Consider the following 14544-nt stretch of genomic DNA (forward strand, 5'->3'; position numbering starts at 1 on the left):
AATTATGCGCAAAAAAAGAACCCGTAGGTTCCTTTATTTTTTCACATCGAAGGTTTGTTTCTTCGACTTGTTTGCCTCTCTTCAACATCCACAGGTTTTGGCTCAAACAATGCATCCACATTTGCTGCTTTGGCTGCATTGCTTGGCCTTATTTCTTTATACTGATTGTCGGCGCTTGAAATATTCTTCAGTGCGTTGAACAACCCCGCCCCTAATTTTGAATTACCAACCACGATGCTACTAAGAGGAAAGGTTTCTCTCTCTGTTATATTGCCAATCTTTCTCGAAACAACTACGTCTTGGTAATCATCGGAAAATGACAAATCAATTCCACTTTTCATTAAATTCGTTTTTTGCTTATCAAAATTTCCGAGACTCATACCTGATCTTATGATTGCCAACTGACCTTTCCCTTCAAGAGAATTGAATACCCTTTTAAACTCATCCTTTTCAGGCATTTTAGAAGTGTCGAACTGGAATTTTCTATCTGGAATTCTTTGACCATCACCTATTTTTGTGACGTTCCAGGTGCTTCCATCTGACGATAATTGAATTTTTAATCCTTCAGTTCTTTCTAGCTCTGCACGTCTATTGAACATATCCAAAATAGTGTCTCCCCTTCTGAACAATCCCTCACCAATAAAAATCTCTTCGATTCTAGTTTTCACTTGATCAGATGGAGTATCGGTTACATTCTGCTTCGCAGGAATCTCATCTTTTGTTTGAACTTCCTTTGGCGAATGTTCAGCTACGGCGGTTGTAGGTTCAGAAGGCTTATCATTAGGCTTGTTTTGACTCACGACATTAACACCAGCTACAGGTTCTTCTGGATTAGCTGCTTTTGCGTCTTTTTTGTACTTTTCAAGGATGGCGTTGAACTGCTCGTTTTTTAAGATAATACGGTCGAGACTAACGCCAGAGTCTACCAATGTGCCAATTGTGTTCTTAATGAACTCTTCTTGCGCAGCAATTGCTTCTGGAGTCTTTTTAGAATCATCTACCCACACTTCTAAAACAGTGTCAGGCTGGTGAAATTTGAAAGGAGCTACCGTTCTTACAATGTCTTGATTCATCTGACAATTCAAATCCCCCTCATTGAATCGTATATCACCACTATGCTTTACACTCACATCAATAGCGCGTTCTTGACCTACTTTGATGAAAAAAAGGTCTACACCATCATGTATGTCGTCTTTCTTCTGCATTACTTTTCTATCGTAATTTTTACCTATTTTCAGCAGAGCTGAAATAAACTCATCAATTGGTAGCTGTTCTTCTTCTTCATTGGAAAGCTTAGTCAAAGGCAGGGCACGTTTAACATTTACACCACCACTCATAACCTCTTGTTGTTCTGGTTGAGGCACTGGATCTGGTTCAGGTAATTTCTTAAAAACACCTTTTTTGGCAAGCATGTCATCAATATCTTTTGTTTGCTGTGCATCATCTATTTCGGTTGCTTGATTTCTTTTTGCCAGCGCTTGCTTTTCTTCTTCTTTTGTATACTTCATATTAGACTTGTTAGTTATATGAACAATTATATCATTTTCTTTTATAAAAACACGCCAAACAAATTGACAATAGGATTTCCATCAATTATCTTCAGCCAATTCTTTTCAAAACTACCAACACACACGCAAGGAACGAGTGAATGACTGACAAAGCCTCTCAAACTGAATACGAAACCGCCATTGCTGCTGATCTCCACGCAGCTCCAGCCAAAGAGCTGGGCGCAAAGGTTTTGAAGCAAATGCTGTCTGTCACGACTTCATCAGCCTTGACTGACATCCACGCTCAAATCTCCGCTGCAGCAACTTCGGGCGATGACGAAAAGCTGGTTAAGCTTTTTGAAGAATTGAAAAAGCTGAAAGATGCAGAAAAAGCCAACCTCAAGTCCTTGGCAGAATTGAAGAAAAGCACTTCTTTTGAACGCGTTCTGTTGGCTTTCCAAGACGAATTCAAAGCCTTGGCCTATCAGATTTCCCTCGAGGTCATCAAAGGCACACACGTAGCGTTGAAGAACGCCGGTGGCAAAACTAAAGGCACTCGCAAAACTAGCGAGAAAGACCCGACAGGCGAGCCAACATTCCACACAGTGACGCACAATGGTAAGTCTGAAAAGCTTTTCTCTCGCCATGGCCGTGCTGCTGTGAATCTGAAACAAGACGAAAAAGTATTCACCTTGTTGGGCTTTAAGATCGTCAAGAATGATGCTGGCAAGGAAATACTCGATCCGGCAACCATCAAACTTGTAGACGGCTCAGAGATTCCAGCTAATCGACCAAACATCGCTAAAGCTATCACTGAGAAAACTGCTTTCGAGGGGTACACCATCGCTTGATGGTTCCAAACTGCTAGCATGAAGCCCCGGCCTGTCGGGGCTTTTTTTCGTCTGCCATTAGGGACTGAACATGGAAGAAGATTTCCCAGAGTATGAGGAATACCAGCACCACCAACGGCCCACCCTCGTGGACGACAAGAGCCATCAAAATCATTGGAGGAATCGTGCGAACGACCTTCATGCCTCTGCTGGTGCCATTTGGCTTACCATGTCACACGGGCGTGGCCGCGATGCTGCTATGGAGCTTGGGTTAGGTGAAGGGTTCGACATGCACCTCGCCTGCTCACACGTCTACCACATGCTGTGTGGGCTCTCGTTAGAAGTCGCAATGAAGGCGGCGCTTGTTAGCCAAGGTATTACTCCACCTGAACATCACGACTTGAATCTGCTGGCTCACCTACTCGGCGTGAAGAGGAACCCTGCGCAGAAGAAGATCCTGAATTTTTACCAGCACAGCGTCGTTTGGGCAGGACGCTATCCCGTGCCAGTGAATGCGACTGACGAAAAGCTAATCGACTACTACGAGATGGCCAACACCGTTCTGTACAAAGGCAAGACGGTGATCAAGGGCGCGACCATCAACATCAAGACCTACTCACCGACTGGGGCTACGTCATGGGAGCGGTATGACGCTCTCTACAAGAGCTACACCGCCCTGTTTGATCATCGCTACCCAGTCAAGGCCAAATAAAATGAGCGAGTGGGAAGAATTCTGTGAGTCCCGTGGCTTCTCCACGGGGGAAGACGACTATGAAAAAATCATCGACAGTCTTGAGAAAACTCCGCGCCAAAAATCTTTGAGCCAACCGCCTCCCTGTGATCTTAACCAGGAGGAAGTGAACGCTTTGATCAAGCTTGATGCACACGGCATCCCCAAGCATTCCGAAATATCTCTAATGGTTTGGACGGGCCAAACGGCTGAAATCGGTCAGTGGTCATTGGATGGCATGATCGCGGGTAAAGATGAAGGGCTGATTGTTCGCTTCAGAGAAAAGGACGGTGATTATTTCGCGCCTTTGCACATGCTCATCGAGGCACTCCGCTCAACGTGCTTACCTCTGCAATTGGAGGACCAGCTTGTTATCTGGGATTCCAAAAACGAGTGCTTGGATAGCTGGCAGGGCCTTTTTAAAGAGTCATTCTTGGTCCAACGTACCGATAGGGTTCCCTCGGGACAGGACGATCTGAACATGCTGCACCTTCTGGATCGTGCAAAAGCCGCTGACCATTCTTTAAAACCACTACTGGTAGCAGCCACTGACCTTGAACGGGCGTTGGCCGGTGGAGTTGTTGAGTTCATTGATGGTACCTCGCTGTCATCAGAAACCCTGTCTGATGCTTTCCTTGTTTACATCACGAGCAAGGGCATACCTGTCAGCAAGCCGCTTCGGTCGATGGGTGACTTTGTGATGGAGCTTCACACACGAAATGGGACGTACAAGCTCTTAGATGGCAAGGTTCGCACGGTAAACGGCCCCGCTCGACTCACTGCCGGTGCAATCCTTCTCGACAAGGAAACGAAGTACCCAACGTACTACCTGCGGGCCGACCATGGGACGATCTACCAACCTGTGTACAGAAAGGTTTCCGAGGACGATATCCATGAGCACGACCCGAGCAACATTTTCGCAACTGATGGTGCCCACCCTCTTGAGCTGAACGGAACGCATAGCGCTGATCGGTACGTTACAACACTGGTCTATGCAGAGCGTTACCAAGGCAGTTTATTCAACGGCATAATGGACGAGGATATTTTTCGATAGCGCGAAAAGCATACCATTTACCAACAAGTAAAATACGCCGCACTACACGGATATATAAGAGGTGTTAATGGAATTTTTGATCGGTGCAATCGTGGCCGGAATTATCATTTTTTTTGTCTTGGTAAAATCCAAAACGGACAAATTTAATAAGCTCACACGAATGCACTTTCCAAATTGGTTTGCATTATTTTCCAATAGCCAGATGCCTGAAAATCACGGGATGGCGCGAGCATTGATCCTTCAAACCTTCCACCTTGCAGAAGAATTCGGAGCCATCACCCCGAACGAGAAACGCGAACTCGACGCCGGATGCATGAAGGAAGATCCTATAGAGATTCTGAATGGCTGGTTGGAGCATGCTTTGCCGGTCGTAAGGAGAGAATTTGGGGATGCTGAAATCGCCACTTCGGAGGCTCGATTAATCGGAGTTTTGATGTTGGTTAGCGTCAAAGGTGTACGTCCAGAACGTGACCTTCACGAATTTCTAAAAAGGTTCAATTAGGAACGTCAGCATGGACGAAATTGACCTTCAAGACCTCCAATTCGAAGAGGTCTGCGCGTACTACGATGCAGCCATGCACATGGCCCAGGTGTTTGAGCATGGATAGTAGACCCAACAGACGCAGAAACAACCTCAACCATCCCCCCAACATCATCAAGTCTATCGCCTAGAAAACCGTTTTCGATGTGTAAACCATTGCTTGATGGTTCCAAACTGCTAGCATGAAACCCAAGCCTATCGGGGCTTTTGAAACATACACTCAGCGAGAGTCATTAATGCAATATCATTCTATTAATCCAGGTGACCGCGATCTAGAACTGCAAAGAGCTATTCAAAAAGCAACTTCGCTCGCAGACCATGTACTCCTTGTATCACCTAGCTCGATTAAAGGTCTGAACCATCAGCTTGAAAAAGTGATCGGTAAAAAATTCATAACCGAACTGTTCAAAGAACGTCGTTTTCCTGTCACATTTGAAGATGGTCGTACCTGCACATTTTATCTCGCAACCACCGACACAAAATCCTCATTCCCCGGAGGGGCAGTCGTCCTTCCCTGGGCTTCTTTACAATCAGTTTATTGGGCAGTTAAAAACTTTCCAAGCTCCCACACCGTTTTCGTACCTAACGAAAATGCAAAAAGCTCCATCAGAGGCGCGGGCAAAGATGAGTTAACCCTTTACTTAAAAGATTATCCAAAATCAATTAATTATTAGTAGGGCGTAAAAATAGCGTCACGCAAAAAAAGCCTCATTTCTGAGGCTTTTTTTGAGTTTTATTTAACGCACTCTTTAACTGCTTTTCCAATTGAGTCAACATAAAAGGGTTTAGGCTGATTCCCTTTAATTCGCCAAACGGTATAACCTTCTTTATTGGTGGTTTTACCTCCAATAACATCCTGCTTACCCTTCACAATGAATCTGACATGCATCCTTATTGTCTTACCCTCGTAAATATCGAACATTTTACGAGCAAGAGCATCGGTAAGAAGGTGTTTTCCTTTGGTGTCCAGAGCGTAAACAATTCCTTTATTCCATACAAGGAAGTCTGGGTAAAAGTTAGCTGTGTCACCAGAAGTTAAAAGTGGGATGAAATAACCACCTGTGGATGGGTTTCGGTGCCAAAGCATACTTGACTCATCTAAAGCATTTGCAAAAGCCAGTTCCTCAGAATTCATCTTTCCGTATTGAGGATAAAGACTGTTAACAAATGTATGACTTCCTTCTTTAACAACTCTAATAGGACTAAATTTAAAAGAATCTTGATCCTCATATATCAGTTCTGAATGATTAAAATAAGCATCAGCTATTTTTTCCGCTAGAATCTTGACCTGAAATTCTGCGTTGCTTCGTACCTGTACACGCACATCGAATTTAGGATGTTTTGAATCAAGAATCTTGTTGGCTTGAGGGGCTGATGACCGCACAGCCAAAGACAAAAGCCAGCGCAGTCTCACTGGGTTTGTCTGGCCACCTTCTAACCATTCCACTCCCGCAGTATTTCCGTCTTTAGATCCTAGTTTAATGGTCAAGCTAGCTGATTCAGCTTTACCAGTAGTATCTTCAGACCCTTCGGAATAGGTTGGAAAAACTGACAATAGCTCGTTGACAGTTTCCATCGCCTCTTCTTTTTGAACATAAATATTATGGAGGTCGGGAAGAGCGTCCTCTCTTGGGTATACCTCGATTGCTCCTGGCGCGTTACCTGTAACAAAAGATGAAGAGATGGCAATTGGAGCCCCCTCCTGATCAAGCTTTGCTTTGACAAGCTCAAGAGCTTCGTTGAAAACGCTTTTCTTATCTACACGAATAAAAAAATGGGCAGCGTTCAACGCTTCACTATCATAGTGTGTTGCGTGCGGCTGGCGTAGCACACGCCCGATCAATTGCTGTACCTGCAATGATGACCCCATAGACTTATCTATGTATGCGAGATAGCATTCAGGGTCATCCCAACCTTCTTGTAAGGATAGGTTGAAAATAATATGTTCGTAATTTCCCTCTTGGAAATTATCAAAGTCATCGTCGCCTTGCGAATAATGAATTACGGCGTCAGGCTTACTACCATCCGAAAATTTCAAATTGGCGTAGATAGCAATGGTCGAAGGATCTATTCCTTTTTCCTCGACCAAGTATCTCCATATCTTAATTGGCGGTGCTTGACGTAGACTGAACGGGCGAGAAGGATCGTCGGTTTGGCCGTCATCATTTATATTGGTTTTGCAAACATAAATGGCTTTAGGTTTAATTGGAAGATCTCTTAAAGAGACTTCCCTTTTTATGAGTTTCCATCGGTCAATCAATTCATCGAGGCAGCGCTCCATCGGAGCAGTAGAACCATCAAAGTTAATTGCGTTTTTGACCAATTCAGCATTCACGACTTCTTTGCTGTCAACAGCAGTCGTCATAAAAGTGTCTGAATCTGGCACTCCATCTTTGAGAGCATTAAGCTCTTTAAATTCAGAAACTTCATGTTCACAACGAAGAACCCAGCCGCGTATCTGCTGAATAACCATTGTCTGAAATTTTGCCGGCAGCTTTACAGTTGCACTTGCAAGCAGCCATGCTTCTGGTTCTAATTCACGTAAAATATCAGTTTGCTGCTCAGATAGATTATGTGCCTCATCATAAACGATAATTAATGGCCTTCTAACTGATCCATCATTTCGCTGGATAAGTCTCTGCCACATAGATAGGCTTCCAAGCTTATCCTCACCTGGACGATAAACTTTTAAGTCGCCTTCCGCTTGGTCTTTATTGTTGAACAAACCTGTAGTGGTCAGAATCAGTAAGGGCGATCCGCTGTCCTGTATCATTGAGGGTGACAAGTCTTTGATTAAGCAAACCTGAAAACCCTCAATCAACGGCGCATATTTGCCACCATTGAAATTATTAAATGTTTGTCCTACAACAGATCTAGCTTTGGACATCCACAATACAATTGGCTCGCCCTGTAGCTCATTACGAATTAGGGTTACAGCCTCTGCGAGAATAGGAGTTTTACCAGCTCCAGTTAAAGCTGAAAGTGCCTGAAAGAAAGGATCAGCAGTTTTTCGCGTGCCAGGGCGGGCATCATGATTCGCAAAATACGCATAACGCTGAGCAATTTGTTGCGCAGCGTCATTCTGAAATTTTATTTCTTTCATCCTTGTTCAACCTCAACGTCCACATCTACATCATTATTATAAGCATCAGCACGGGAATTAAACCCAATGTGTTCCAATACTCGGTCTGGTATTTTATAAAATTCAACTGTCCTGCCAGAGTACGGCGCTAGTGCTGCATATACATGGTATCGTTCAGCTAAAGAGTGAATTTTTGCTTCTTGAATAATGTTCTTAAATGTCTCGCGATTAAGAATAGATGGTTTATCAGCACCATCCCAAATCAAAAAGAAACCTTCATTGCGTGAGTTTACAGCAAACAAGTATCTGCTATCGCCCGGCAACAATCGTGAAAGCGAAGTTTTGGATCGCTCAGATTTATCCCAGTGGCTAGTGAGCAGTAAATCAATCATTTCCTCTCGCTGAAGAGCGCTTACTGCTGCAGCATCGACCTGTTGCCTTTTCAATTCTTGAAATTGGAATCCGCCTCCCAATGGTGAACATTTACCAGCCTTCCAGTCACCAGTGATTACGCGTCGAATTCGATCAGCAGTAAGGGTTTTGGCATATAGATCGCCTTTTACGTCATTACCCTGTTCTATGAGAATAAACCGTCTGTTGGCGCCTGCCTTATGATTTACATCAAGTACAGCATGTCCGGTTGTTCCAGAGCCAGCAAAAGGGTCTAAAACTATCCCATCCGGTTTGCACCAAATTTGAATAATCTTCGACATTAGACGTAAAGGTTTCACAGTTTTGAAATCGTGACCTTTACCAACCACAGCATTGAGTTCGTTGATCCCGGTCTGGCTGTGGCCAGATTCTTCATGATCCCACGACTGCGACTCAATGTTTAGAGGTATTGTGTAATCCTCATTGGCCCAATAGGTCATCGCGACCTTGCCTTTTTTAACGTCTTTCAAGTACCGCTTTTGCTGTGGGCCTGTTTCGCCAGTCAAACCAAAAAACAAAGGAGGCCAAGTACCTTCCTTCATTTTCTTTAAAGCTAGGGTACGAGCGTCTTTAATAATTTTTTGACCAGCAACTTGTTCGCCATTTACGAAAGTTGTGCCTTTCAACACCAAGGCCTTAACCTTCCATAGCTTGCCATTTTTATCAGTATATTGATTATCATCATCAATCCACTTATCTTGATACTCGCTGCCCCATCCTTCCAGCCAAGCCTTCATTGTTGGCTTTTCATTAGCCCAGCACCGACCCTCTGGAGGGTAAAATAGCTTTCCAGTAAACGGACTTTGGATCGCATAAACCATCTTGCGATGGGTAGACGCATTCGGGCCGGAGCAATCACCGGATTTCCATTCGTCAGGATCTCCGTCAACCGTTGATTGATAGCGGGCATCCATTTCTTCTGTGCGGTCTAAAAGAGTGGTCTTTGCCTTATCTATATCCTTGGCATACACCAATACATATTCGGTGGCAGTTGATAATCCACCCTTTTTCCCACCGGTATCACTTTTAGGGGAATACGCTTTCTGCCAGTTGATGATGCCAATGCGGTTTTCCTCACGGAAAATTTCGTCCATCAGCATACCCAAACGGTAAAGTTCCCGATGGTCAATGCAGATCGCAATCACCCCACCCGGCTTTAACATTTCCCTCATCATCCAGAGGCGAGGAGTCATGAAGCGAAGCCATTTCGAGTGCCTAGATCCGTCTTCCTTTGGTACTAAATCACCAAGGTCGGGATCATTGGGATCTTGATCCCACTTATCGTTATATCTGAAATCCTCACCAGTATTGTACGGGGGGTCAGTTAAAACCAAATCAACCTGCCCCCTATACTTGTACAGAGTAACCATGGCTGAAAGGTTCTCACCTTCCATAACGATATTTTCTGCCTGTTCGTGAACGGCACCGGTGGAAACCCGCTGATTAATTTTCGTCATTTTTGGTTTGACTTGACGAATAATCTGCCATGGTGCGGTTCTGCCCGTGTAGGACATGACAATGCCGTCTTTGCCTGCTTCGGAGCGTGCCTGGTCGTGCTGCTCCAGCAATCTGATGAGATCACTGCGAGTCATTTGCTCGTAGCTCATTCGGTGTTCTCTACTCAAGGAGATGAGGATTCATCGCAAATCGCTCAACTCTGTACAAAAAATTGTCCGCTGGGATGTCGTCACCTAGCGGGCTCATGCTACCTATAATACTGTAAATTTATACAGCTTTCGATGAGGATATGATCTCATGAATAGGGGTCGTGATCCTATACCGTAGCGAGAGGATATGACCGCTTAACCCAGCCTAAACGAGATCGATCGTGGAGAACGTACATGACCCAGCTCAAGCCATTTGAGGCGTCTGAATACCTCACAAACGAGGACACCATCAGTGAATTCCTCACTGCCTCGCTTGAAGACCCAAACCCTGACGTGTTCCTGCGCGCCTTGCAAGAAGTCGCCAAGGCCCGTGGTATGTCGCAGTTGGCCCGAGATGCAGGCATGAACCGTGAGAGCCTGTACAAAGCAGGCACCAGGTGCAAAGCCCCGGTATGACACAGTGTTAAAGCTTGTGAATGCGCTAGGCGTGAAGCTGACGGCACAGCACGTTTAGGCCCGATACCCTCCCGGACTGACCGGGAGCATGAGTAAATCAAACCTCCATCTAGGAGGCTTGTAATTCAATTTCTTTTAAATATTTTATCTGCTTATGAGTTATTACTGTCTCGCCACGGAAAAGCAATACCTCTTTGTTCTTGAATCTTCGAACAGCAACCCCTACTTCTTTGACCAGATCCCAGCTCACCATCGAATCTAGTTTTACATCATAGTAGTCCAAAGAAATTACAGTTCTTCCTGAATAATCTTTGTAAGATAAGCCATACGCGCAATAACCGTAATCACGGGCTATATGCCTTAAAGAGTCAATCAACCCTTCGAAATGGGTTAAATATTCGTCATCAGATTTGAATTTAATTTTACTCATAGTAAATATAGTTTTGTTTATGAGTCAAATTATACCAAACCAAATAAGCAAAATTCGCCCATAAGGCGAATTAATTTCATAACTTAAATCTTGGCCTACCAGGCTTATTTTGCTCAACCGGGGCAGGCTCAGAAAAAACGCCCATCACTCGTTTAGCAAAAGAGTTTTCAAAATCAGCAAACCTGTTGGGAACAATGAATTCGTTTTTAAAGCCTTTGACGTATGGATTGTGGGCTATCCAGGTATTGGGCATGTCTAGTTCACGCCATTTAGTGAAATCGTCGCCAGAAAGCTTTTGGAGGTCATCCAGCTTCTTGATAGGAATCCCCTTCTCAGTGATGTTCCTCACCAACTGCGCTTCAGTGTCTTTCAACGTCATACCCTTCACCTTTTCGTACCACTTCTTAAAGGTGTTATCGAGATCAAGCATAAGCTCACCTTGGCTGACACTGTGATTCCTCAAGGTGACGTAATTATCCACAGTCTTGGTTAAGGCATTGATGGTCATTGGAGCATGGTCTTTCTGTGTATAGACATTGCACATGTCAAAGCCATAGTAGTCTTCTCCATCCTTCTGAATCACGGTGTTGGTGAAAACAGGGCTACCAAAATTAAGTACGTTCGGGGCTTTCACGCCTTGCGCACGAACCTCTTCTGCAATCAAGGCTGTTAACCAGCGCGGTAGAAACGCTTCTTCTTTGATTTTCGACATTTTGTAATCAACGTCAGGGCTGACGTTGTTGGAGTAATCCAAAGCTTTGATGAAGCTTTGAACCTGTGCGCGGTATTCAGATTTTAGATTAGCCATGGATATTATTAATTGTTATGAATAAATCATAGCATTTCTTTCTGCCTACATCTAAATCTCTTAACCCTCTTAAACCTTTAAACCCCTTTCGGCATTTTATTTGAAAACAGCATTTGATCTTCATTGATTGATAATGGGCTCTCTGAATATCCTTCCCAATATATTTCATCCGCGATAGTGCCGCCGCACCATGTGACTTGCTTTCTCAATTGATCAATCTGATCATTTGAAAAAATTTGGTCTGGCGAGTATTTAATATCTGATACGTCAGTCATGGAAACTTAATATTTTGTTATACCCAAATTATACCATTTAGGTTATCGACTTTATGAGATAAGCCCCTTTGTTCTTCACGTTCCCTACGTCTTTGCTGACCGGATACCACTCAAAATCTTCTGCAGGTTGCCCAAGATCGCGGGCAATTTCCTTTGCTCGATCCTTCGTCAGATCAGGAGAAAGCCATTCCCGCGCAAGCACGGGAGAAAGAACCACGGGCCTACGGTCATGAACGTCTACCATTCCCCCATCAGCATCAGCAGTGATAATCAAAAAGCCCGGTGGCTCATCAGGTGACATACCTGGCTCTACCTGGGCCAGTCCAGCGAAGAACATAGGCTTGTGGCTCTTTAACCTGATGAAGAACGGCTGCTTCTTCTCATCACCCGGTTCTTTGACCCATTCGTACCAACCGTCAGCCATTACCAATGACCTGTGGTCAGGGAACAGATCCTTGTAGAACCTACCCTTCGCAATGGTTTCTATGCGTGCATTGATCGGCTGTACGACCTTCGGCTTCGGCCAAGACACTTCACGCTTCCAGCCCCAATGCACGGACGAAATCTGCGGGCCGTCAGGCTCGGCGTGAATGACAGGAACGTCTGTACCGGGAGCGATGTTGTAGCGACCAATGGGTGTCTTATCCACCGGGGCGAACAGATCACCTTGCGGGTCGAGTTCTTGCACGTATTCGTCCAGGGATCTGAACATCACGAATCGTCCACACATACGCACCTCCATCAATGTCAGAGCTTGGGAATCTCACCCGTGGCTTCAGCAATCGTTGCTAGGGTTTCTTCCATGGCCCCTATTTGGTCTTGAAGCTTCACGAATGACAGACGAATCGAGTCATCCACATCAACCGTCTGACTGCCCCGGAGAGCATCAACCTCGATCTCAACAACAGATTCCAATTCAGCGACCGTTGCACGTAACACCCGGAGATGTTCGAAGATTCCAGCTAGCAGTGTCTTGCTGTCCTTGCTCATCAGTCCCACCCAAGCTTTTTGATCTCTCGCCGGTACGGTGTATCGATCTGTTCAGGCACGTTTTCCATGTACGCCTTGGCGTGTTCCAACGTTTTGCCGTCCAGGGAGATCAGGTACGAAAGCACATCATCTAGAGAGGGTATCAAGCCTTCTACGTCTTCAAATCGTGGAGGCAAGGCAGTCCATATGACGGCATTGAGCTGCCTATCCGCTGCCCATTTCCCAAGTACACCAACCGTAGAACTGTTGATGGTAAAAACACCCACTCCATCAGCTCTATAATCGGGAATCTGCTCACGTATGCGGAGGGCCTGCACAGCCTCATCGAGCGACTGAACGTCTAGGACTGCCCAAAGCACCTGACACGGTGGACCGTTGAGGCATACCGCCGTTGCAAGCTCCCCACCATCGCCTACCCGTGAAAACTCGATAGGCAGTTCAGGCCCGTCACTGAACCAGTCTGAAGCTAAAGGAAGCACACCCGGCTTCCATATCAGCGATCCCCATCCTAGGCATGCAATTTTCAAGTCTCAACCCTCATCCACTTAACTTCAGGTAGAAATTTGGAGGCCCTCAATGGTAAGAAATTCATTAAAAAGCATAGACTAGAAACTAATATTTGGGTTGAGGTGGAACGGTCCAAGAACGGTTAAATCACTATAGAGCCCTTGATAGGGCTTTATTTTTTACCGAAAAAAACCGCCTGTGTGGGCGGTCTGATTGTTTAGCATGGGATGCTCTCACATTTTGGGCTTTAGCCTTTGAGGTTCTTTCTGCTTTAAATTTAATTCTTGTTGTTGCATGTGTTCATATGCTGACTTGACAGAACCTTCAGCAAACATCAAACCTTGCAACAGACCTTTTGCTCTCAAAGGTGCGACGTTGTATTGCGAAGGAATGTCAACGGTATAACCTTTCCCTATCGGCTGATTATGCAACGGCTTAATATTCAACAGAGTCTCAACTCCATTATATCGAAGTAGTTTTTCTTCGGTTATTTTTAAAGTAGTATGAGGACCGGTTGGATCAATTTTGAAATGACCATTCAAATAATACTCTTTAAAATCGACCAAATGATGATTGCCAATTATATAATCATGAATTTGTTTAGCCACTAAAACATTTTCAATATTAATACTCTCAGGAATCGATGACTCTTCCACTCCAGCGTTTTTAAGAATCAACGATTTATTGTTAGAGTACCGTTCAAAATAAGTTTGATCCGGCTTGGGAATACCTCCTCTTGCTCGAGTCACAGCTTGCTTATTATTGTAGTTTAAAGAATCTACAATAGACTCAGTAACTATGTCATTTAAATTATCCTTCGTAAATTGTTTGCTCATGCTTGTTTACCTTTTGCTATGAAAGCGTAATTACTTTCATAGAGTTAATTATATCATTTTAAAACCCACAAATAACGATAAGCACTATTCACGAATCAATCCAAATAAAAAGATAGAGTCTTGAATTCATCCTCATACTCAAGCTCGTATCTTTTACTAGCCACATTCCACTGCTTTATTCCATCCGATCTCAAATTAGAAACCTGCCCAAAAACCCAATCAATATAAACATAATCAATAGTATCTACATAAATGAAGACACAGGTTTCATCTGTTAAATAGATTTGAACACATTCGCTATCGATCACATCAACCCGCGTAACCTTTCTCTCAAATCTCCCATTATCAACCATTAATCGAAATTTGTTTTCTTCAACAAACATGCAAAATCCTTGAAAAACCCTGCTTTTGCTTTTGCCGGCCTCAAGAGAAATAGTTTCTATTAGCATCATAAAACCACCATTCTTATCATCCAATCA

16 protein-coding genes and 1 pseudogene are annotated in these 14544 nt (G+C 44.3%); 6 read left to right on the forward strand and 11 right to left on the reverse strand.

The genetic code is table 11. The features are described 5' to 3' along the window. Positions 1 to 41 precede the first annotated feature (41 nt). On the reverse strand, positions 42 to 1508 hold the full coding sequence (locus A462_RS34430; protein WP_157222875.1) for a hypothetical protein: 1467 nt from the start codon (positions 1506 to 1508) through the stop codon (positions 42 to 44). Between the two features lie 140 nt (positions 1509 to 1648). Between A462_RS34430 and A462_RS05405 the strand changes: the two genes are divergently transcribed. From A462_RS05405 to A462_RS34435, 5 genes are all read left to right on the forward strand, one after another. Then, positions 1649 to 2338 (forward strand): hypothetical protein, encoded by a 690-nt coding sequence (locus A462_RS05405; protein ID WP_008438386.1) that lies wholly within the window; start codon positions 1649 to 1651, stop codon positions 2336 to 2338. 70 nt (positions 2339 to 2408) lie between these two features. After that, the gene (locus A462_RS05400) at positions 2409 to 3029 is read left to right on the forward strand and encodes a HEPN domain-containing protein (protein ID WP_008438391.1); all 621 of its coding nucleotides are present in this window, start codon (positions 2409 to 2411) and stop codon (positions 3027 to 3029) included. Between the two features lies 1 nt (position 3030). Beyond that, positions 3031 to 4101 (forward strand): hypothetical protein, encoded by a 1071-nt coding sequence (locus tag A462_RS05395; protein ID WP_008438392.1) that lies wholly within the window; start codon positions 3031 to 3033, stop codon positions 4099 to 4101. 67 nt (positions 4102 to 4168) lie between these two features. Next, positions 4169 to 4603, forward strand: a complete 435-nt coding sequence (locus tag A462_RS05390; protein WP_008438395.1) for a hypothetical protein — start codon at positions 4169 to 4171, stop codon at positions 4601 to 4603. A 221-nt stretch (positions 4604 to 4824) separates the two neighbouring features. Then, on the forward strand, positions 4825 to 5316 hold the full coding sequence (locus A462_RS34435; RefSeq protein ID WP_177325586.1) for a hypothetical protein: 492 nt from the start codon (positions 4825 to 4827) through the stop codon (positions 5314 to 5316). Between the two features lie 59 nt (positions 5317 to 5375). On the opposite strand, the gene A462_RS33830 is transcribed toward A462_RS34435, so the two are convergent. Together A462_RS33830 and A462_RS05385 are read right to left on the reverse strand one after the other, a co-directional pair. Next, positions 5376 to 7745, reverse strand: a complete 2370-nt coding sequence (locus tag A462_RS33830; RefSeq protein ID WP_083853250.1) for a DEAD/DEAH box helicase family protein — start codon at positions 7743 to 7745, stop codon at positions 5376 to 5378. Continuing rightward, positions 7742 to 9763 (reverse strand): site-specific DNA-methyltransferase, encoded by a 2022-nt coding sequence (locus A462_RS05385; protein ID WP_008438401.1) that lies wholly within the window; start codon positions 9761 to 9763, stop codon positions 7742 to 7744. Before A462_RS05385 ends, A462_RS33830 begins: the two co-directional genes overlap by 4 nt. A 234-nt stretch (positions 9764 to 9997) precedes the next feature. On the opposite strand from A462_RS05385, the pseudogene A462_RS0132755 reads away from it, so the two are divergent. Continuing rightward, positions 9998 to 10277, forward strand: a pseudogene (locus tag A462_RS0132755) (addiction module antidote protein). Positions 10278 to 10328: 51 nt separating this feature from the next. Here A462_RS0132755 and A462_RS34440 read toward each other — a convergent pair. The 8 genes from A462_RS34440 to A462_RS05360 form a co-directional block, all read right to left on the reverse strand. After that, complete coding sequence (locus A462_RS34440) at positions 10329 to 10649, reverse strand: hypothetical protein (RefSeq protein WP_156890628.1); 321 nt, start codon at positions 10647 to 10649, stop codon at positions 10329 to 10331. 76 nt (positions 10650 to 10725) lie between these two features. Next, on the reverse strand, positions 10726 to 11457 hold the full coding sequence (locus A462_RS05380; protein ID WP_008438406.1) for a hypothetical protein: 732 nt from the start codon (positions 11455 to 11457) through the stop codon (positions 10726 to 10728). Positions 11458 to 11534: 77 nt separating this feature from the next. Continuing rightward, positions 11535 to 11732 (reverse strand): hypothetical protein, encoded by a 198-nt coding sequence (locus A462_RS34445; RefSeq protein WP_156890629.1) that lies wholly within the window; start codon positions 11730 to 11732, stop codon positions 11535 to 11537. Positions 11733 to 11769: 37 nt separating this feature from the next. Further along, positions 11770 to 12462: an SOS response-associated peptidase gene (locus tag A462_RS05375; RefSeq protein ID WP_008438407.1), complete on the reverse strand. Its 693-nt coding sequence runs from the start codon at positions 12460 to 12462 to the stop codon at positions 11770 to 11772. 17 nt (positions 12463 to 12479) lie between these two features. After that, positions 12480 to 12722 carry a hypothetical protein gene (locus A462_RS05370; RefSeq protein WP_008438409.1) on the reverse strand — a complete coding sequence of 81 codons (243 nt, stop codon included), beginning with the start codon at positions 12720 to 12722 and terminating at the stop codon, positions 12480 to 12482. Next, positions 12722 to 13249 (reverse strand): hypothetical protein, encoded by a 528-nt coding sequence (locus A462_RS05365; protein WP_032899775.1) that lies wholly within the window; start codon positions 13247 to 13249, stop codon positions 12722 to 12724. Before A462_RS05365 ends, A462_RS05370 begins: the two co-directional genes overlap by 1 nt. Positions 13250 to 13462: 213 nt before the next feature. Next, the gene (locus A462_RS34450; protein WP_157222877.1) at positions 13463 to 14065 is read right to left on the reverse strand and encodes a hypothetical protein; all 603 of its coding nucleotides are present in this window, start codon (positions 14063 to 14065) and stop codon (positions 13463 to 13465) included. 95 nt (positions 14066 to 14160) lie between these two features. Then, positions 14161 to 14541, reverse strand: a complete 381-nt coding sequence (locus A462_RS05360; protein WP_177324617.1) for a hypothetical protein — start codon at positions 14539 to 14541, stop codon at positions 14161 to 14163. Positions 14542 to 14544: the final 3 nt, after the last annotated feature.

The sequence above is a fragment of the Pseudomonas sp. Ag1 genome, from assembly GCF_000278565.1.
GTDB lineage: Bacteria > Pseudomonadota > Gammaproteobacteria > Pseudomonadales > Pseudomonadaceae > Aquipseudomonas.

Coding starts and splice junctions, on each gene's coding strand:
- A462_RS33830 (WP_083853250.1), bottom strand. CDS start 7,745: ATGAAAGAAATAAAATTTCAGAATGACGCTGCGCAACAAATTGCTCAG.
- A462_RS05380 (WP_008438406.1), bottom strand. CDS start 11,457: ATGGCTAATCTAAAATCTGAATACCGCGCACAGGTTCAAAGCTTCATC.
- A462_RS34430 (WP_157222875.1), bottom strand. CDS start 1,508: ATGAAGTATACAAAAGAAGAAGAAAAGCAAGCGCTGGCAAAAAGAAAT.
- A462_RS34440 (WP_156890628.1), bottom strand. CDS start 10,649: ATGAGTAAAATTAAATTCAAATCTGATGACGAATATTTAACCCATTTC.
- A462_RS05400 (WP_008438391.1), top strand. CDS start 2,409: ATGGAAGAAGATTTCCCAGAGTATGAGGAATACCAGCACCACCAACGG.
- A462_RS34450 (WP_157222877.1), bottom strand. CDS start 14,065: ATGAGCAAACAATTTACGAAGGATAATTTAAATGACATAGTTACTGAG.
- A462_RS05370 (WP_008438409.1), bottom strand. CDS start 12,722: ATGAGCAAGGACAGCAAGACACTGCTAGCTGGAATCTTCGAACATCTC.
- A462_RS05405 (WP_008438386.1), top strand. CDS start 1,649: ATGACTGACAAAGCCTCTCAAACTGAATACGAAACCGCCATTGCTGCT.
- A462_RS05385 (WP_008438401.1), bottom strand. CDS start 9,763: ATGAGCTACGAGCAAATGACTCGCAGTGATCTCATCAGATTGCTGGAG.
- A462_RS34435 (WP_177325586.1), top strand. CDS start 4,825: ATGAAACCCAAGCCTATCGGGGCTTTTGAAACATACACTCAGCGAGAG.
- A462_RS05390 (WP_008438395.1), top strand. CDS start 4,169: ATGGAATTTTTGATCGGTGCAATCGTGGCCGGAATTATCATTTTTTTT.
- A462_RS34445 (WP_156890629.1), bottom strand. CDS start 11,732: ATGACTGACGTATCAGATATTAAATACTCGCCAGACCAAATTTTTTCA.
- A462_RS05375 (WP_008438407.1), bottom strand. CDS start 12,462: ATGTGTGGACGATTCGTGATGTTCAGATCCCTGGACGAATACGTGCAA.
- A462_RS05395 (WP_008438392.1), top strand. CDS start 3,031: ATGAGCGAGTGGGAAGAATTCTGTGAGTCCCGTGGCTTCTCCACGGGG.